This is a genomic window from Ensifer sp. YR511 (assembly GCF_900103045.1).
Taxonomy (GTDB): Bacteria; Pseudomonadota; Alphaproteobacteria; order Rhizobiales; family Rhizobiaceae; genus Ensifer; species Ensifer adhaerens.
Genome location: NZ_FNGR01000010.1, coordinates 56,244 through 74,312 on the forward strand (window position 1 = coordinate 56,244; position 18,069 = coordinate 74,312).

Sequence of the window (18,069 nt, forward strand, 5' to 3'; positions counted from 1 at the left end):
GCCGCTTATTGTACGGGCTTCAGGCGGAGCAGATGCACCAGCCGCATCCGGTTGTTGTCGTGATCCTCGGGGTTCATGACAGGCTCGTCCTTCGTCACCCAGCCGGTAAAGCGCTTGGTCGAGAACTGATACCAGGTCGGACCGTTGAAGACGGGAACGACGGGCAGGTTGTCGGCGACGATCACTTGCACCTGATCGAACAGCTTCTTGCGGTCGTCGTCCGTCGCCGCCCGGCGGTAATCATCGAAGACCTTGTCGAGTTCGGGGTTGGAATAGCGTGACGGCGCGCTGGTGATACGCCCACCGAAGCCGGTCGACAGCGACTGGAAGTAGCCGCGGAAAGGCGTCGGGCCGTCGGCACGCGAATTCATCACCGCCTCGAAGCTGCCGTCGAGGATCTGTTTCTGCCACTGCTCGTATTCGGGCGTTGCGACAGAGGCGTTGATGCCAATCTTGCGCAAGCCTTCGGCCGCGATCTGCACCGCGTCGATCCAGTCGGTCCAGCCGTTCGGCACGATGATCGGAAAGGCGATCGGTTTGCCGCTCGGCGTGGTGCGGAAGCCCTCGCCGTCCTTCTTGTAGCCGGCATCGTCAAGCAGCTTGTTGGCCTTGTCGATGTCATAGGCGAGCCACTCGTCCTGAGCACCCTCGGCGGCCTTGTTGCGCCAGCTGTCGAAGCGCGGCGGCAGACCGCTCGCATGGGTGTTGACGACGGGATAGCCGAAACCGGCGATATCGACCATCGCGGTGCGATCCATGGAAAGGCTGAAGGCGCGCCGGAACGTCATATCGTTGAAGGCCTCGGCGTTGCCCGGATTCGACGACTTGAAGTTCATCTGGAACGAAACGGTTTCGGCCGGAGGCTGCCAGTAGCCATTATGGTCAGGGTCGAGGCCGACATAGGTCTTGTCGATCTGCGGCAGGAACGAGCCGAACCAGTCGATCGAGCCCTCCGGCAGGAGCGCCAGCATCTGGTCGTTGCCGGAAATCTGCGGCAGCTTCAGGCAATCGACCTTCAGCGTCGCCGCGTCCCAATAGTTGGGGTTGCGGCACTGCTCGTAGACCTGGGGCGTGAAGCGGCGGATCTCGGTCATCGGGCCGGAGCCGACGGGCGTCTCGTTCTTGAAGGCCAGCGGATCCTTCACGTCCTTCCAGATGTGCTCGGGCACCACCGGGAAATCGGCAAGCGACTCCGGAAAATGCGTGTCGACATCCTTGAGGTTGATCTTCACCTCGGTCGGCGACGGTGCCTCCACCGAAGCGACGGTTTCGCCAACGCCGACGGTATCGACCGCCGGGTTCTTCAGCATCAGCTCGAGCGTGAATTTCATATCTGCCGAGGTCAGCGGCTTGCCGTCCGACCATTTCACGCCGTCGCGCAATGTATAGGTGATCGACTTCAGGTCGTCGGCAAATTTGTAGGCAGTCGCAAGCCGAAAGACTGGCTTGCCGCCGTCGTAATCATTGAAGATCACCAGCGGCTCGTAGACGAAATCCATGGTGCTCTGCCGCCGACCGCCGAGGTCGAACGGGTTGAAATTCTGCACCCAGCTCGTCTGCTCCTCGATGTGCATGGTGAGCACGGATTCAGCGCGGGCCTCAGCGGCGCCGATCATCATCAGCACGGTCGCGACGCCAACAAAACGCCGTGTCGTTCCGCTCCTTCCGACCCCCGGCGCGTTGCGCAAAGGCCGCATTTCCTCGACTGCCGTCATGACGAATTCCCCCTCAGGTTTCGTTGATCGAACTATTAAGTCAAGTAATTTGACTTAACGATAAGTCCGTCAAAGTCGCGCTGTCAATCGGGGTATTTTCGCCGAGACTAAAGTTATGGTCCGAACCGCCAAGTGGTATTTCGAACGAGAATACCACTTCCGAAAAAGCGGCGTTCAGCGGTTTGTTCAGGCCGCTAAATTGGTCGCAGACGCACCGAGACCGGACATGAAAAGCGAGAATCACTGCGCGGACCGGCGAAGTTTGGCGGGTACCGGAGCTGCCATGCCGGCCTCGCAGCGGCCGTGTGCTAGGAGACAGTACGCGTGCGACCGAAGGCGCGCAGCAAGAGGTTCACGGAAACCGCGACCTTGTCGATATCAGGAATGTCCTGCGAGTATCGCCCCGTATAGAGCTTGACGATCATCCGGTCGCGTTCCTTGCCCTCGAGGTTGTAGTAAAGGTGAAGGTAGAAGCGCCGCTTGTCGCCGGTACGCGATATGTCGCCGCGCCGCTGCGTCACTTGCCTGAGATCGGCCTGCAGCGGCTCGAAACCGTCGAGCCTGAGGGTCACTTGCGCAGACTTGAAGCGCACCTCCGGCGGAACCGCGACCACCGCCTTGTCGAGCGACAGGCTGACCACGCGCCCCGGTGTCCCATCGACATTGGCGGGCTCGTCGAGCTTGAAAGCCTGGAAAAGGCGACGCGGTTTTTCGAAACAGATCAGCGACGCGATGACGAGCACGACGATGTTGATGCCCGACCAGACGGCTCCGATCGCCGAGAACGAGCCTTGAACCTGTGCCGTTTCCGGCACAAGGTTGATCAGAAGTCCCAGCGCCGTGACGGCAATGAAAGCGGCAATCCAGGTAAACGTGTAGGCGTCGAAGCTGTTTGCCTCGTTGCCGGTCCCTTTCGGGGTTACCTTGAACGGCTTGCCGAAGGGGCGCACGAGACTGGAGAGAACGGTCGGCAGCATGCGGAAGGTCGCAAAGGTTCCGACTGCACTGGAGACCACGGGCAGATAACGCGTCGGCGTGATCCAGAGCATCAGAAGGAAATAGGCCGCCAGCACCGGAAGCTGATTTGAAACATAGTCGGCAACGCCCGTGAAATGCAGCGGCAAGGCGCCGAACCAGAGATAGGCGATCGGCACGATCAGGACGATCAGGCGCACCACGTACTGCACCAGCCAGGACATGGGGAGAAACATGATCCGCTGAAACAGCGACAGGCCCGGTCCACGCAAGGGGCCGTTGTGGAGATAGAGCGTCTGGATGCCGCCCTGGCACCAACGTTCCCGCTGGACGAAATAGCCTGTCAGGTTCTCGGCCGCCAATCCCATCGACAGCCGTTCGTTCAGGTAGCGAGTCTTGTAGCCCTTGTTCAGCATCGACAGCGTCGTCAACAGGTCTTCGGTGATTGACTCCGTCGGGAAGCCGCCAATCGCATCGACGGCCTTGCGGCGGGCGATCGAGCACGAACCGCAGCAGAAGCTGACGTCCCAGACGTCGCGGCTTGGCGCGATCTCGTCGAAGAATAGACGTTGTTCGTCCGGCCAGATGTTCTCCAGGCCCAGGTTCGATTGCACCGGATCGACGTTGAAGAAGTGCTGCGGGGTCTGGACGATCCCGATCCCTTCGTCCGAAAAGAACGGCAAGGTGCGCTTGAGAAAGTGGCGATAGGGAACAAAGTCTGCGTCGAAGATGGCGATGAAATCGCCCGAACTCGCGCGCAGCCCATTGTTCATGTTCCCGGCTTTCGCGTGCGCATTGTCCGCTCGTGTCAGGTGGACCGCGCCCCGCTCTGCGCAGAAGGTCTTCAGCCAATCACGCCGGCCGTCGTCGAGGACATAGACCTTGAACCTGTCCTTGGGATAGTCGAGCGCCAACGCTCCGACGATCGTACGCTCCAGGACATCGAGCGGCTCGTTATAGGTCGGAATGAAAACATCGACCGTCGGCAGATCCTGCGCTTCGCGTGCGAAGAACGTCTTTCCCAGGCGTTCCGCCTCGAGACTGCGGTCGACGTATCGGCTCATCAGAATGAGGAAAAGAACGACCTCCGTGAAGGCAAGGAGCTCGATGACAAAGACGATCCAAACCCACCAGACGTTCGCGCCATCGGCGGGATAGGGAAGGACGGTTTCGAAGAGGCGCCAGACCATGTAGCGCAATGCGACCGCCCCAACGACCGCGCAAGTGATGGTGCGCGCCCAGCTTTGATGCCGCGACCAGTTCGATGGCCCAAGCAGGAAGAAGGCGATCACCAGCAATGTGGGCGCGAGCGCTAGAAGAGGTTGAACCAAAGCCCTTTGATCCACTGTGTCAGTTGCAGATTGTGCCGGGAGATGCGGACCTGGGCGGACCGCCCCACCTGGCAAAAATTGCCGAAATCGGTGTTGAGAGCCGAGGGGAGGAGTTGAACGCGGATTCTCGCGTCGCGCTCCTCGGCCTCCGGCTCCTTGGCGGCGAGATTGTCTTTCTCGACGACGGCGGATGAGCCTTTTACGGCCTGCACCTTTCCCTTGAAGACTTCGCTCCGGCCCAGAAGCCGGACTTCCGCTTCGCGGCCCGGATAGATCTCGTCGTAATCGACTTCAGGAACGAGAATATCGACGAACAGTTCGCGGCAGTCGAGGATACGCAACAGCTCGTTGTTCAGGATGACATTGGAGCCGTTGACGACGTTGCGGGTCCACACCACGCCGCTGAACGGCGAAGCGATTTGGGCCAGTTCGAGACTGCGAACGCGCTTCTCCTCCTCCTCCAGCTGCCGCTCAATCTGCTCGGCGCGCGTGCTGTTTTCGACAATGCGGGTGTTGATGTCGTTTATGCGAACGATCACCTCGTCCTGACGCTGGCGCGAATAGGGCACGTCGTTTTGGCCATCGCCGACGATGAATACCCCCTCACGCAGGGCCATCAGCCGTTGTTCGAGAAGATCGAGCGACAAATTGCTGATCTCGACCTCGCCGCCCGTGGCCGCGCCGGCGGCGGCTGCCGCCTCGACCATCTTGCGCGTGAATATTCCCTTGGACTCCAGTTCCTGCCGTCTATCTAGGTCTACCCTTGCAACGACGTCCTGGGCACGCGACACCTCCACCCGCTTCTGCAGGATGCGAAGTTCGCGCTCCAGACTGGCAATGGTGGCGTTCTTGAATTTCTCCAGCCGATGGGCGAGTTGGTTGCGCAAGGCGACGAGTTCGTCGCGTTCACGCTCCAGCGCCGTGACGCGGTCGGTGGCCGTTTTTCCTTCCGCCTGCAGGGAAGCAAGGATCGCCCGATTGACCCGTTCGTTGCGTATGGTCAGAAGCGTCCCGTTTTCGGCGACCGGCGTGCCGATGCGTGGCGGCGCTTGTCCGATTTCCCCGTCAATCGGTGCGTTGATGACGGCAAAGCGGGCATTCACGGTGCCGTCGAGGCTGGTAAAGCCCGTCAGTCCAGGCAGGAGCACGACGATTGCAAGCGTGAGCAGCAGGACGCCGACTGTGATGCGTGTGATGCGATGGTTCAGGAGCATGCCAACCGTTCCCAGTCACGACCCTTGCCGGAGGTGGCAGACATCAGCGCGTAATCCCGCACCAACTGCCGTTCCGGCTGCATGAAGAAGATCGTGCGCAAAGGCGCTGCGGGCAACCCTTAGAAATTGGTGCTTTTGTCATTCGGTTAACCAGTTACGAACGATCCACGCCCTGGACACAGCCGGTCGTCCTCTTGATCCGGAACGATCATGTCAGCGCAAACGCTTCGACTTAAAGTGGGAGTGGTCCTCAGGCGGCCGATCTTGACGGCAAAGCAACCTGACAGATCATGGCGAGGAAGATGACCACATAGCCGAGGACCTGAGAAAGGCTCAAGGGCGTCCCGAGAAACGCCAGTGCAAAGATCAACACCCACACCGGTTCGCAGCACATGATCATCGATGCCCGCGCCGCCGAGATCATCTGCTGGCCGCGAAACTGCAGCACGAAGCGCAGGCAGGTCGAGATCAGGATGCATGCCAGAAACCAGCCCCAGATTTCGACCGACTGGACTGCCGCAGTATCTGTTCGACAGGCAGCGAGACTGCGAGGATGATCACCCCTGCGACCACCAGCTGGATCGCGGCTGCGGCCACCGCGCGTACTTCGGTGGAATTGCGTTTGACCAAAGCAATGGGGCGACCGCAAAGGCGAGCGCGTGGGAAGCAGCAGTCGCACCGCCCTGCCGACTTCGGCAAAGGATGCAAACCCCGCCAAGAGACCGATCGCAGGCCGGCGATAAGAAAGCGGCTGCCGAGGAAGAGCAGCGGTGGAAACTCGGCAAACGCTTGGATCGAAAACAGCCATCTGGCGCCCGCCACAAAGGCCGCGATCGCGATCTGCAGATCGGCAATCGGCTGGGAAGGGGGCTGGGCGGAACGATCAGGGGTCATCTGTTGGACACCAGAGAAGCCGAAAGGCCGTAGCGAGCGGCCTGCCGGCTTCTCTGTCGGTTAAAGCCGAGATCTACCAGTGATTGTTCGGATTGTGACAAGAATGGCCGTCTACTGGTTCGCCTTGGCGTAGTCCTTCATGTTCTCAGGTGTCACCAGTTCGAACGGAACCCAGATCTGCCGTTCGGTCTTTTCCTCCCGCGCCAGGGCGACGGCGGCATCCATCGCGGTCGCGCCCTGCGCGATTGCGTTCTGGAAGACGGTGACGTCGAGATCGCCTGCGGCCATGGCGGCAAGCCCGTCCGGCGTCGCATCGATGCCACCGACCACCACCTTCGACATGTCGGTGCCCGCCGCTTTCATCGCCTGGATCGCGCCGATCGCCATCTCATCATTGTTGGCGATGACCGCATCGAATTCCCGTCCTGTCGAGAGCCAGTTGGTCATGATGTTGCTGGCTTCGAGGCGATCCCAGTTGGCGCTCTGTTCCTCGATCACGCTCATGCCCTTGCAGTCATCGGTGGCGATAACGTCGTGAATATCCTTCGTCCGGGTCAGCGACGAATGATTGTTGAGCGGTCCCATCAGCACATAAACGGAACCCTTGCCGCCAAGCAGCCGGCACACTTCCTTCGTTTCCAGCGTGCCAGAATCGATCTCGTTCGAACCGACGAAGGCGGCAGTCGCCGGGAGCGCATCCGCATCGGCCGGCGGGTGGTTGGCGTAGACGATCGGAATACCGGCGGCACTCGCCATTTTCGTCAGCGCCGGCGTGCCGTCGCCATCGACGGCAACCACGACGATCGCGTCGACGCCGGAGGATATGAAGTTCTGTACCTGGTCCAGCTGCTTGCTCGGATCGTTCTGGGCGTCCTCGACCTGAACCGAAACGCCATCGAGCTTGGCGGCGCGGTCTTCCATGCCCTGACGCAGGATCGTCAGGAACGCGCTATCGGAACGGGCAATGGTGATGCCGATGTTTTCGGCGTGAGCGGTACCAGCCAGCAGAACCGACATGGCGGCAAACAGCAACTTCCTCATTCGAAACCTCCCAAAGGAACAGATGACCTGTGAGTCATAAACGGAATACATGGTCCATTGAAAGTCAATAATGAAACATGCGTTTCATTATTGACTTTCAATGGAATGATCGAAACCCCGCGAAACTCGGGATTTTCGGCATGCAAAATCCTGATAAGATCTACCTATGAGTGCATCATCTTGATACGAGCGCCGCGTTTCCCGGGGAGATTTCGACTGCGCCTTCGGGAAACGAGGGAGCCGCTTTCGGCTGTGTCTCACCGGAAACGCCGGCGGCGCGCGACGCCTGTGACATCACGCCTTTAACCCACGCAACCCTCGCTGTCGGCAGGAGATCCCGATGACCGTACAGGAAGCAATCCTCAACTTCGGCTATGATCCCACGATCAAGGAAGATGGCCCGACGCTCCGGCCGCCGATACCCGCATCACTGCCGAGCGCGGCAACCGTGAACGCGCTCTACCTGCCGCCGCCCAAGGCGCAGGGCACACCGAGCCATGTCGGCAGCCCCGGCAGTTGCGCCGCCTGGGCCACGACCTACGGGCTTGCCACCTATTGGGCGGCCGTTTCGACCGGCGAAGCGCCGTTGCAGCCCCTGCGGCAGGCAAGTCCGGCCCATATCTACATCGAAGTGATGAAGAGCTACGGGAAGACGGGCTGCGCGGGATCACAACTGGCCTCCTATCTCAACCTGCTCAAGCAGCGCGGCACCCCGAACTGGAAGACGGCTCCCTATTTTCCGAATTGTCCCGAGCTGTGGTCGCGCTACGATCCCGGCGCCCTTCCCGACGACAGCTTCCAGATACCCGGCTGGGCGACGGTCGAGACCAGCGATCTCGACGCGATCAAGGCCGTCATCGTCGCGGGCGGAGCGCTCTGCTACGGCACGTCACTGAACAAGGGCTTCATGCAATATGAAGGGCCGGGCCCATTGAGAGGGCCTCTGGAAAAGTTGCCGAACACCGGCCATTGCATGTTGATCATCGGCTATGACGACGAGCAGCAGGCCATTCTCATCCAGAACAGCTTCGGTGAGAATTGGGGCTGCGAATGGAACGGGCGTCGCGGCTACATCTGGATGGGTTACGAGCTGTTCCAATGCCTCGCCCAGGGCCAGGCGATGTACATCACCGGCTGACGTCGGGCGGCTTGCCCGCCGCCCGATCTACCATCCCTGAACGGAGCCGTGGCCCTACTCCGCCGCCACGGCTGCGGGATAGGCTACGGTCTTCGTGTCCTCGGCCTCGAGGCTTTCCGGCGTCTCAGGCTCGACGGAGCTCTTCTTCGGTTCGCGACCGAAGAAGAGCGCATAGCCCGCCGGCAGAACCAGGATGGTCAGCACGGTCGCGACCAGAATGCCGCCCATCATGGCGTAGGCGAGCGGCCCCCAGAAGACACCGCGCGAGATCGGGATCAGCGCCAGCACGGCCGTCAAGGCGGTAAGCGTGATCGGCCGGAAACGCCTGACGGCGGAGCCGATGATCGCCTCGGCGCGGTCCATGCCCGCGGCGATATCCTGGTCGATCTGGTCGACGAGGATGATCGAGTTGCGCATGATGATGCCGAGCAGCGCAATGACGCCCAGGATCGCAACGAAGCCGAAAGGCGCACCGCTGATCAAAAGGGCAGCAGCCGCACCGATGATGCCGAGCGGACCGGTCGCGAGAACCAGCATCGCCTTGCCGAAATGCTGCAGCTGGATCATCAGCAGGATAACGATGACGCCGAGCATGATCGGCGCCTTGGCGGCGATCGAGGCCTGGCTTTCGGCAGAGTCCTCCGCGCCCCCCTGGATGGCGATCGAGTAGCCGGCGGGCAGGCTGTCGCGCAGCGGCTGCATTTCGCCAAACATCTTCATCGCCACGTCGTTCGGCTGCACACCATCCGGCAGGGTGCCGCGCACGGTGATTGTCGGCAGGCGGTCGCGGCGCCATTCGATGCCCTGCTCGAGCACCGGCACGACCTTGGCGACCTGCGAAAGCGGTACGAAGCCACCGAAGTCGGTCGGGATGTATATGGAGTCGACCGAGCTCAACAGCTTGCGGCTTTCCGCGGGCTCGCGGGCAACGATCGCCACCGTCTCCTCGCCATCGCGGAAATTGTCGAGCGGCGCACCCGTGACGCTTGCCTGCAGTATCTGGCGAATGCGCTGCGAGGTGACCCCGAGCGCGCGGGCGCGGTCCTGGTCGATCACCAGCTTCATGCCCGGCACCGGCTCCAGCCAGTCGTCGTGCACGGCGCCGAGCAGCGGGTTCTCGTGGAACTTCGCCTTGACGCGATCGGCAATACGCCTGACTTCGTCGCGATCCGGCCCCATGATGCGCATCTGCACCGGCCAGCCGGTTGGCGGGCCCAGGAACAGGCGATCGACCTTGGCGCGGATCGAGGGGAAGTCGGCAGCTAGAATTCCGCGCATCTTGGCGATCAACCGTTCGCGCGCCGGCTCGTCCTTGGCCATCACGAGAAGCTGGGCAAAGTTCGGATTGCGAAGCTGCTGGTCGAGCGGCAGGAAAAAGCGCGGCGCGCCCTCGCCGATATAGGTGGCGATGAAGCGCTTGTCCTCGTCGTCCATCATGCGGGCTTCGAGTGCCTTGGCCTGCTTCTCGACTTCCTTGATGCTGGTGCCCTCGGGCAGCCAGAGATCGACGAGGATCTCCGGCCGCGACGACTGCGGGAAGAAGTTCTTCGGAATGAACTGGAAGGCCCAGAGGCTGACGAAGAAGAGGGCGAGCGTCGTCGACAGCACGATGATGCGGTGGCGCACGGCCCAGGTGACCGTCGTGCGCAGGCGACGGTAGAAGCGCGTGTCGAAGACGTCGTGATGATTGCCGGCGTGGCTGCGCTGCTTCAGGAGCATGTTGCCGAGCCAGGGGGTGAAATAGACGGCAACGAACCACGAGACGACGAGCGCGATGCCGACCACGTAGAATAGCGAGCGCACATACTCCCCGGCGGTCGAAGCGGCAAAACCAACGGGAATGAAGCCGGCCGTGGTGATCAGCGTTCCGGTCAGCATCGGGAAGGCAGTGGAGGTATAGGCGAAGCTCGCAGCCTCGACCTTCACCAAGCCCTCTTCCAGCTTTCGTTCCATCATCTCGACCACGATCATGGCGTCGTCGACCAGAAGGCCGAGCGCAATGATCAGTGCACCGAGCGAGATGCGCTGCAGGTCGATGCCGAGCTCGTACATGATGGCGAAGGTTGCAGCCAGCACCAGCGGAATGGTGATCGCGATCACCAGGCCCGAGCGCCAGCCGATCGACAGGAACGACACGACGAGCACGATCGCCAGCGCCTCGCCGAGCGCCTTCATGAATTCGCCGACGGCTTCCTTGACCACTTCAGGCTGGTTGGAGACCTGGTCGACCTTGACGCCATAGGGCAGCGACGCCTCGAAGTGCTGATAGGTCGCCTCCACCGCGTTGCCGACATCGGTCACCTTGAAGCCCTTGGCCATGACGACGCCGATCTGGACGCTGTCTTCACCGTTGAAACGGAATTTGCGCGAATAGGGATCTTCGAGACCGGAGCTGACCGTGGCGATATCGCCAAGTCGGGTGATCTGGCCGCCGGCGCGAAGCCTCAGGTTCTTCAGGTCCTCCACCTTGTCAAGGCTGCCTTCGACCGAGATGCGCACCGAGCGCGTGCCGGTATCGACCGCGCCGGCCGGGTCGATGTTGTTCTGGCCGGCAATCGTGCTGCGCAGGTCGTTGAGCGTCAGCCCGCGCTCGGCCAGCGCATTGGATGAGACGTCGATATAGATCTTCTCCGGCTGGTCGCCGATGATGACGGCCTTCTCGACGCCGGGCGTCGTCAAAAGCATGTCACGCGCCTGGATCGCGAACTTCTTCAGCTCCGGATAGCTGTAGCCTTCGCCGCTCAGCGAATGCAGCGTGATGAAGGTGTCGCCGAACTCGTCGTTGAAATAGGGACCGAGCAAACCTTCGGGCAGTTCGTTGGAGATGTCACCGACCTTCTTGCGGACCTGGTAGAAGGCATCCGCCACCTGTTCGGCATTGGTGTCGCCTTCGACCTGCAACGTGATGATCGCGCTGCCGGCACGCGTATAGGAGCGCACGAAATCGAGATGCGGCGTTTCCTGCAGCTTGCGTTCGATCTTGTTGACGACCTGGTCCTGCATCTCCTCGATCGAGGCCCCCGGCCAGAAGGCCTGCACGACCATCACGCGGAAGGTGAAGTCCGGGTCTTCCTTCTGCCCCATGCGCATCAGGCCGAAGACGCCGGCAAGGATGATGAGGCCGAACAGGAAGCGCGCCATGCTCGGGTGCGCGATCGCCCAGCGCGAAAGGTTGAAGGGCCGCTTTTCGTCGGAAGAGGAGGTGGTCATCGGCTCGGTTCCGCGGTTTTCGAGTGTCAGCGCAGGAGCGGGACTTCGGCCTGGGCCGAAGCGGAGTGCTGCGTCGTCGCGTTCGAGATCGTCACCTTGAGATCGTCGGCCATGAACTGCGTCCCGGCAGCAACGACAAGGTCGCCGACCTCAAGCCCATCGGTGACGCGCACGCCGTCAGCGGTGAAGTCGGAAAGCGTGACGGGACGGCTGCTGACGGTTTCGGTGCCGCGATCGACAACCCAGACGATAGTGTAGCCGTCCTTCTGTGCAAGCGCGCTCAAAGGGACCGAGACGTAAGGCTTGCCGTTGCCGGCCGACGCCTCGACGGTCGCGGTCATGCCGAGCAGAACCCGCGGATCGTTCGGCAGGCTTACCCGCACGGAAAAGGTCCGCGACTGCGGGTCGGCGCTGCCCGCCACCTCGCGTACCGTGCCGTCAAGCGACAACCCGGTGTCGGACCAGAGCCCGACCTTGACCGGCAGGCCGGTCTTGAAATTGGCGATCTCCGTCTCGGGCACGGCGACCTGCACTTCCTTTTCGCCTTCGACGGCGACAGTCGCGACAGGCGTGCCCGAACCGACGACCTGGCCGACATCGGCATTGATCGTGGTGACGATGCCCGGCCGGTCGGAGACGAGGTTCGTATAGGTCACCTGGTTCTCCACCTGCGACAGCGCCGACTTCGCAGCGTCGCGCGTCGCCACGGCCTGATTGTAGCTCAGCACCGACTGATCGAATTGGGCCTGCGAGGCAAATTTTCGGGCGAGCAGTTGTTCGGCGCGATCGCGCACCAGCTTGACTGTCTCGACCTGACGCTCGGCCGCTTCCAGATTGGCCGAAGCGCTGCGCACGGCGAGCTCATAATCGGTGGCGTCGACGCGGGCGAGCAGATCGCCGACCTTTACGCGGTCGCCGACATTGACGACCCGCTCGACGATCTTGCCGCTGACGCGGAAGCCGAGGTTCATTTCGGTCCGTGCCCGCACGGAGCCGGAATAGCTGAGCTGGCGGGCCGTGTCGGCCTCAGCAATCTCGACGACCTTGACCGGGCGCACCACCGCAGTGGCTTCGGTCTTTTCCTGCGAGCAGCCGGCCAGTGTCGCCGCGAGCATCGAGAGGAGTGCAGCAGTGGCAAAAAATGAAGTACGGCGGCGAAATTCTATGAGCTTAAACATGTTCGCACTCCCAAAACAGGCTGGCGCAGGCCGAAGCCGCGCCGGAAATATTTCTGCTAAATTTTCAATGCGTTGATCGCGAACTCGACCAGCTCTTCCGGGCTTGCGCGGTTCGTCTTGCTCAGACACTGGGCGACCATTTGCGGGTGGCAAAGCGTGACGGTCGCCGCCCCAAAGCAACGGGACGCGGCATCGGCGTCCTGGTCGCGAAACTCGCCCGCGGCAATCCCCTCGCGGATGACGTCGGCGAGGAGCGCGTCGATCCTGTCGATGTGCTTGTCGATGACGTGCCACTCGCGTTCGATGGCAACGATCACCATCTCGTGCACCTTCGTGTCGTCGAGCATCAGTTCGACCGTCATTTTGTGCTGTGCGTGGACGTAGCGGTGCAGGCGCTCGCTCGCGCTCAGCGGCAACTGGCAGATCTCCTGCGCCATCTGGTAGCTGGCCGCGAGCATGCGCGCGCAAAGCGCCTGGTGGATCTCGGTCTTCGAGGCAAAGAAACGGTAGATGTTTGCCGGCGACATGCCGAGCTCGCGGGCGATGTCGGCAACATTGGTCTTGCTGTAGCCGAAGTGCCGGAACAGCCCCTCCGCTGCATCGAGGATGCGCGTGATGTTGTCCTGCCGTGTCTGGTCGACGACGATATCGTTGCTCACCGGCATCGCTGGCCTTTCGATTTACGACTGACGAATTTCGTATTTCGTCAGTCGTAAATCGAAACGAGGTGTGCGTCAATGGCACAGTCGGGCGTGGTTGATCACGTTTTGAAGAACGAGCGAGACGCCCTCCTCTGGCACACGAGGGCCTCCGCGACGCAGACTGGGTGACGGGGTGCAACCGCGGCGCCGTTGACTCGACACGCTATGGTGGTTACTGGCGACTTAACTGCCGTGTTTTTCGGATTTCTCTCAAAGGGTTCAGCCATCGATGGCCACAGGTCTCATCGCCCTCCTCGACGACATCACTGCGATCGCCAAGATGGCTGCGGCCTCGCTTGACGACGTTGCCGCCCAGACGGTGAAGGCCAGCACCAAGGCCGCTGGCGTCGTGATCGACGATGCGGCCGTGACGCCACGCTATGTCGTTGGCCTGACGCCGGAACGGGAACTGCCGATCATCGCGCGGATCGCCTTCGGCTCGCTCAAGAACAAGCTGCTCTTCCTTCTGCCGGGAGCCCTTCTGCTCGGCTACTTCGCACCCTGGGCGATCACGCCGCTGCTCATGCTCGGCGGCATCTATCTCTGCTACGAGGGCGCCGAGAAGCTCTATGGTGCCCTCTTCCCCCATGCCGCCCACGCACATGAGGAAGCCGTGCTCGGCGCGACGAGCGATCCGGCAGCGCTCGAAAACGAGAAGGTTGCGGGCGCCATCCGAACCGACTTCATTCTTTCCGCCGAGATCATGGCACTGACGCTCTCGACCGTTGCCGACGCCAGCATCTACACACAGGCAGCAGTTCTGGCCGGGGTCGGCATCCTCATCACGCTTGCCGTCTACGGAGCGGTCGGCTTGATCGTGAAGGCCGACGACGCCGGCGTCGCGCTTGCCAAAAACCCCGTCGCGCTCCTGCGGCCGCTCGGCCGCGGACTGGTGCTCGGCATGCCCGTGTTCCTCAAGGCTCTCGCCGCCATCGGCACCGCCGCCATGCTGTGGGTCGGGGGCAGCATTCTCGTGCACGGCATGGCGCAACTTGGCGAGGCCGGGCCTGAACATTTCATCCACGACATCTCCGAGCATGTCGCGCAGGCGCTTCAGTTCGCGCCCGGGCTCGTCGGCTGGTTTGCGACCTCGGCACAGCAGGCACTGCTCGCCCTCGTCGTCGGCGCCATCACGATCGTCGTCTTGGGTAATGTCGTCGCGCCGATCTGGGGGCGTCTGCGCCCGGCAAAGCGCTAAAGGCGTTCGAAAGGTTTTCGGAAAGGAGGCCGCCTCCGGCCTCCTGCCAATCCGCAATCAAGCTTGCCGGAGCCGTTACCGCTTGTACTTCACCCCCGGCAGCACGCAGAGCATTTCATAAAGCAGGTTCGCCGCGGTGATCGCGGTCGTTCCAGTCGTGTCGAAGGGCGGGCTCACCTCGACGAGATCGGCGCCGACCAGGTTGAGACCGCGGCAGCCGCGGATGATCTCGAGTGCCTGGATGACGGTAAGGCCCCCGATCTCGGGCGTGCCGGTGCCCGGCGCATAGGCCGGATCAAGGCTATCGATGTCGAAGGTCAGGTAGGTCTTGTGGTTGCCGATCTTCGCGCGGATGCCTTCGATCAGCGGCACCAGCGACTTGTGCCAGCATTCCTCGGCCGGGACGACGGTGAAGCCCCTGTCGCGCGACCAGTCGAAATCGTCGGAAGCATAGCCGGTGCCGCGCAGGCCGATCTGGAAGACGAGATTGGGATTGAGGCAGCAGTCCTCATAGGCGCGACGGAACGGCGTGCCGTGCGCGATCTTCTCGCCGAACATCGTGTCGTTGATATCCGCATGCGCATCGACATGGATGAGGGCGACCGGCCCGTGTTTTTCGGCAATCGCCTTCAGGATCGGGTAGCTGATCGTGTGATCGCCGCCGAGGGTCAGCGGGATACAGTCATGCTTAAGGATCTCGCGGATGCCGCGGGTGATGATCTCCATATTGGCCGGCAGGTTGAAGGTGTTGATGGCGATGTCGCCGATATCGGCGACCTGCAGGCTTTCGAACGGGGCGGCGCCGGTCGCCATGTTGTAGGGACGGATCATCACGGATTCCGCGCGGATCTGGCGCGGTCCGTAGCGCGTACCAGACCGGTTGGACGCGCCGATATCCATGGGGATGCCAACGAAGCAGGCGTCGAGGCCTTCAGCCGAGGTCGCGGTGGGAAGACGCATCATCGTGCCGGGGCCGCCGAAGCGGGGCATATCGTTGCCGCCCAGCGGCTGGTTGAATTTTTCGTCCATGGAAGTTCTCCCTTTCTGTCGCCGGAACCCTAGCAGCCATTGCCACCCGAGAAATGCCCTTCGATCGAACGTTACTTCGATCGCGGTCAAACAAACATGCCCGATGCGGCAAAGGCCGGCGTCGATTGCCGTTTACGACGCCGCCGCGTCTCCCACACCTAGCCAAAGGGAGTGTTGCCCTCAAAGGACCCGCCAATCACTTTGGCGAAAACAAAAATACGCTGTTCTTGGGAGGAACCATGCAAAAGTTAACCCGCACCGCCCTGCGCTCCATGTTCGCCGCGTCGCTCGCCGCCATTGCGGCCTCAACGACCGCCCAGGCGCAGGACAAGCTGTTCATCTACAATTTCTCCGACTACTTCGCCGAAGACACCGTTTCGAATTTCCAGGCGAAGACCAGCGTTGAAACTCGGTTGGACTTCTACGATTCCCTTGAAGTGCTTGAAACCCGGCTGCTTGCCGGCGGCAGCGGTTTCGACGTCGCCTTCCCGAGCGCCACGGTCGGCGAGCGCCTGATCCAGTCCGGCGCACTGAAGCCGATCGATGTCACAGCGCTCAAGAACTACGGCAATCTCGACAAGGACCTGTTGAAGCTTGTCGCCGAGCACGACCCGGAGAACAAGTATCTCGTTCCCTACATGTGGCTGACGACGGGCGTTGCCTACAACGCCAAGCTGGTCAACGAGCGCCTGCCCGAGGCACCGGTCAATAGCCTCGACATGTTCTTCAAGCCCGAGATCGCCCAGAAATTCCAGGACTGCGGCATCGGCATCGTCGATGCGCCGAACGAGGTGATCCCGATCGCGCTCAACTATCTCGGCCTCGATCCCTATTCCACACAGGCGGAGGATCTCGACAAAGCCAAGGAACTGCTGCTGAAGCTGCGCCCCTTTATCCGGCACATGCAAAGCGGCCAGCTCGTGGCCGACATGGCCTCCGGCCAGCTCTGCCTGGCGCTGATGTGGAGCGGCGACGCCGGCATTGCAGCGGCCCGCGCCGAAGAGGCGGAGACCGGTGTTGCGGTCGCCTACTCGATCCCGAAGGAAGGCACGATCATTTCCTTCGACACGATGGCGATCCCGGCCGACGCACCGGATCCGGAACAGGCGCTGGCTTTCATCGACTATATCCTCGAGCCGAAGACAGTCGCCGCGATCAGCAATCGCGTCTTTTACGCCAACGCCAATGCCGCGGCGACGGCAGAGGTCGACGCCGGCATCCGAGACAACCCGAACATCTATCCGCCTGCCGAGGTCCGTTCCAAGCTCTTCGTCGACAAGTCGCTGCCACCGCGCCAGACGCGCGAGCGCACCCGCGTCTGGTCAGCATTCCGGGCCGGCCAATAGGCCAACCGTCAACAGCAGGACCAGATCCCGTGCCATCCTATATTTCGATCGAAAACCTGGCGAAGTCCTATGGCGTCGTCACGGCCGTCAACAACATCAACCTCGGCATCGAGAGGGGCGAATTCTTCTCGCTCCTTGGGCCCTCCGGCTGCGGAAAGTCGACGCTGCTGCGGATGATCGCCGGCTTCGAGACGCCGACCTCGGGCGCGATCAGGCTGGAAGGCGCCGACGTCACCGACGTTCCGGCGCATCGGCGTCCGACCAACATGATGTTCCAATCCTACGCGCTCTTTCCGCATCTGACGGTCGGCAAGAACATCGCCTTCGGATTGCACCAGGACGGTCTCGACAAGAGCGAGATCAGGAAGCGGATCGACGAGGTCTCGGAAAAGCTGAAGCTGACCGCACTGCTCGATCGCAAGCCGGCGCAGCTTTCCGGCGGCCAGCGCCAGCGCGTGGCGCTCGCCCGCGCACTGGTCAAGCGGCCGAAGGTGTTGCTGCTTGACGAGCCCTTGGGCGCGCTCGACAAGAACCTGCGCACCGAAACCCAACTCGAACTCGTCCGCCTGCAACGCGAACTCGGCCTCACCTTCATCATCGTCACCCATGATCAGCACGAGGCGATGACCGTTTCCACCCGCATCGCCATCATGAAGCAGGGACAGGTGCTGCAGGTCGGCTCGCCGTCAGACGTCTACGAGGCGCCGCGGTCGCGCTACGTCGCGAAATTCCTTGGCGAAACCAATGTCTTTGCCGGCGGACGATCGGAACGCGATGGCGAAGAACTGCGGATCGAAAGCGATGAGGCCGGCGGCGGTGTCCGCGCCGCCTTCACCGACCGGGTGGCGCTCGACCGGCCGTTCTGGGTTTCGGTCCGCCCTGAACGGGTAGAGCTTACAACTTCGGGCAGCGGCCTCGAAGGCACCGTGGAACAGCGCACCTATACCGGTGTCGAGAGACACTACCGCGTGCGGCTGAAGTCGGGCGCGACGCTCGACGCGCGCCGGGTCAATCTCGGCGCCGAGAGCGATCTTCGCGTCGGCGACCGCGTGTTCGCAAACTGGCCGCCGCAGGCAAGCCGGCTGCTGGCCGAATAGGA

Annotated in this window: 14 protein-coding genes; 4 read left to right on the plus strand and 10 right to left on the minus strand. The window is 62.1% G+C overall.

Annotated features, from left to right (window positions below):
- Positions 1-5: 5 nt before the first annotated feature.
- From BLU15_RS18385 to BLU15_RS18405, 6 genes are all read right to left on the minus strand, one after another.
- Positions 6-1,619, minus strand: coding sequence for an ABC transporter substrate-binding protein (locus BLU15_RS18385; RefSeq protein ID WP_244496833.1), 1,614 nt, complete (start codon positions 1,617-1,619; stop codon positions 6-8).
- 404 nt (positions 1,620-2,023) lie between these two features.
- Positions 2,024-4,021, minus strand: coding sequence for a glycosyltransferase (locus BLU15_RS18390; protein WP_090297053.1), 1,998 nt, complete (start codon positions 4,019-4,021; stop codon positions 2,024-2,026).
- A complete protein-coding gene (locus BLU15_RS18395) occupies positions 4,003-5,235 on the minus strand; it encodes an HlyD family secretion protein (protein ID WP_090297055.1) in 1,233 nt (410 codons plus the stop codon). Before BLU15_RS18395 ends, BLU15_RS18390 begins: the two co-directional genes overlap by 19 nt.
- Before the next feature lie 250 nt (positions 5,236-5,485).
- The gene (locus tag BLU15_RS40000; RefSeq protein ID WP_244546772.1) at positions 5,486-5,734 is read right to left on the minus strand and encodes a DMT family transporter; all 249 of its coding nucleotides are present in this window, start codon (positions 5,732-5,734) and stop codon (positions 5,486-5,488) included.
- Entirely contained in the window at positions 5,704-6,129 is a 426-nt protein-coding gene (locus BLU15_RS40005) for a hypothetical protein (RefSeq protein ID WP_244546773.1), read from the minus strand. Before BLU15_RS40005 ends, BLU15_RS40000 begins: the two co-directional genes overlap by 31 nt.
- Before the next feature lie 111 nt (positions 6,130-6,240).
- Positions 6,241-7,170: a sugar ABC transporter substrate-binding protein gene (locus BLU15_RS18405; RefSeq protein ID WP_060519298.1), complete on the minus strand. Its 930-nt coding sequence runs from the start codon at positions 7,168-7,170 to the stop codon at positions 6,241-6,243.
- Positions 7,171-7,510: 340 nt separating this feature from the next.
- Here BLU15_RS18405 and BLU15_RS18410 point away from each other — a divergent pair, with 340 nt between their 5' ends.
- Positions 7,511-8,308: a C1 family peptidase gene (locus BLU15_RS18410; RefSeq protein WP_060606071.1), complete on the plus strand. Its 798-nt coding sequence runs from the start codon at positions 7,511-7,513 to the stop codon at positions 8,306-8,308.
- A 54-nt stretch (positions 8,309-8,362) separates the two neighbouring features.
- Here BLU15_RS18410 and BLU15_RS18415 read toward each other — a convergent pair whose 3' ends face one another.
- Genes BLU15_RS18415 through BLU15_RS18425 form a run of 3 tightly spaced genes read right to left on the minus strand, consistent with a single transcriptional unit; the run spans position 8,363 to position 13,361 of the window.
- A complete protein-coding gene (locus BLU15_RS18415) occupies positions 8,363-11,518 on the minus strand; it encodes an efflux RND transporter permease subunit (RefSeq protein ID WP_060606074.1) in 3,156 nt (1,051 codons plus the stop codon).
- A gap of 26 nt (positions 11,519-11,544) precedes the next feature.
- Complete coding sequence (locus BLU15_RS18420) at positions 11,545-12,696, minus strand: efflux RND transporter periplasmic adaptor subunit (protein WP_082572805.1); 1,152 nt, start codon at positions 12,694-12,696, stop codon at positions 11,545-11,547.
- A 56-nt stretch (positions 12,697-12,752) separates the two neighbouring features.
- Complete coding sequence (locus tag BLU15_RS18425) at positions 12,753-13,361, minus strand: TetR/AcrR family transcriptional regulator (protein WP_034789660.1); 609 nt, start codon at positions 13,359-13,361, stop codon at positions 12,753-12,755.
- A 265-nt stretch (positions 13,362-13,626) separates the two neighbouring features.
- Between BLU15_RS18425 and BLU15_RS18430 the strand changes: the two genes are divergently transcribed.
- Positions 13,627-14,595 carry a DUF808 domain-containing protein gene (locus tag BLU15_RS18430; protein ID WP_060519290.1) on the plus strand — a complete coding sequence of 323 codons (969 nt, stop codon included), beginning with the start codon at positions 13,627-13,629 and terminating at the stop codon, positions 14,593-14,595.
- Positions 14,596-14,670: 75 nt separating this feature from the next.
- Here the strand turns inward: BLU15_RS18430 and speB are convergent, their stop codons facing one another.
- Positions 14,671-15,624, minus strand: a complete 954-nt coding sequence (gene speB / locus BLU15_RS18435; RefSeq protein WP_090297058.1) for an agmatinase — start codon at positions 15,622-15,624, stop codon at positions 14,671-14,673.
- A 239-nt stretch (positions 15,625-15,863) separates the two neighbouring features.
- On the opposite strand from speB, the gene BLU15_RS18440 reads away from it, so the two are divergent.
- Positions 15,864-16,970, plus strand: coding sequence for an extracellular solute-binding protein (locus BLU15_RS18440; RefSeq protein WP_176960308.1), 1,107 nt, complete (start codon positions 15,864-15,866; stop codon positions 16,968-16,970).
- 29 nt (positions 16,971-16,999) lie between these two features.
- Entirely contained in the window at positions 17,000-18,067 is a 1,068-nt protein-coding gene (locus BLU15_RS18445) for an ABC transporter ATP-binding protein (protein ID WP_244546769.1), read from the plus strand.
- The last annotated feature ends 2 nt before the right edge of the window (positions 18,068-18,069 follow it).

Bases quoted from the DNA above. Each gene is read 5' to 3' on its own strand.
- BLU15_RS18385 (WP_244496833.1), bottom strand. From the start codon at position 1,619: ATGATGATCGGCGCCGCTGAGGCCCGCGCTGAATCCGTGCTCACCATG.
- BLU15_RS40005 (WP_244546773.1), bottom strand. From the start codon at position 6,129: ATGACCCCTGATCGTTCCGCCCAGCCCCCTTCCCAGCCGATTGCCGAT.
- BLU15_RS18415 (WP_060606074.1), bottom strand. From the start codon at position 11,518: ATGACCACCTCCTCTTCCGACGAAAAGCGGCCCTTCAACCTTTCGCGC.
- BLU15_RS18420 (WP_082572805.1), bottom strand. From the start codon at position 12,696: ATGTTTAAGCTCATAGAATTTCGCCGCCGTACTTCATTTTTTGCCACT.
- BLU15_RS18430 (WP_060519290.1), top strand. From the start codon at position 13,627: ATGGCCACAGGTCTCATCGCCCTCCTCGACGACATCACTGCGATCGCC.
- BLU15_RS18440 (WP_176960308.1), top strand. From the start codon at position 15,864: ATGCAAAAGTTAACCCGCACCGCCCTGCGCTCCATGTTCGCCGCGTCG.
- BLU15_RS18425 (WP_034789660.1), bottom strand. From the start codon at position 13,361: ATGCCGGTGAGCAACGATATCGTCGTCGACCAGACACGGCAGGACAAC.
- BLU15_RS18395 (WP_090297055.1), bottom strand. From the start codon at position 5,235: ATGCTCCTGAACCATCGCATCACACGCATCACAGTCGGCGTCCTGCTG.
- speB (WP_090297058.1), bottom strand. From the start codon at position 15,624: ATGGACGAAAAATTCAACCAGCCGCTGGGCGGCAACGATATGCCCCGC.
- BLU15_RS18410 (WP_060606071.1), top strand. From the start codon at position 7,511: ATGACCGTACAGGAAGCAATCCTCAACTTCGGCTATGATCCCACGATC.
- BLU15_RS18405 (WP_060519298.1), bottom strand. From the start codon at position 7,170: ATGAGGAAGTTGCTGTTTGCCGCCATGTCGGTTCTGCTGGCTGGTACC.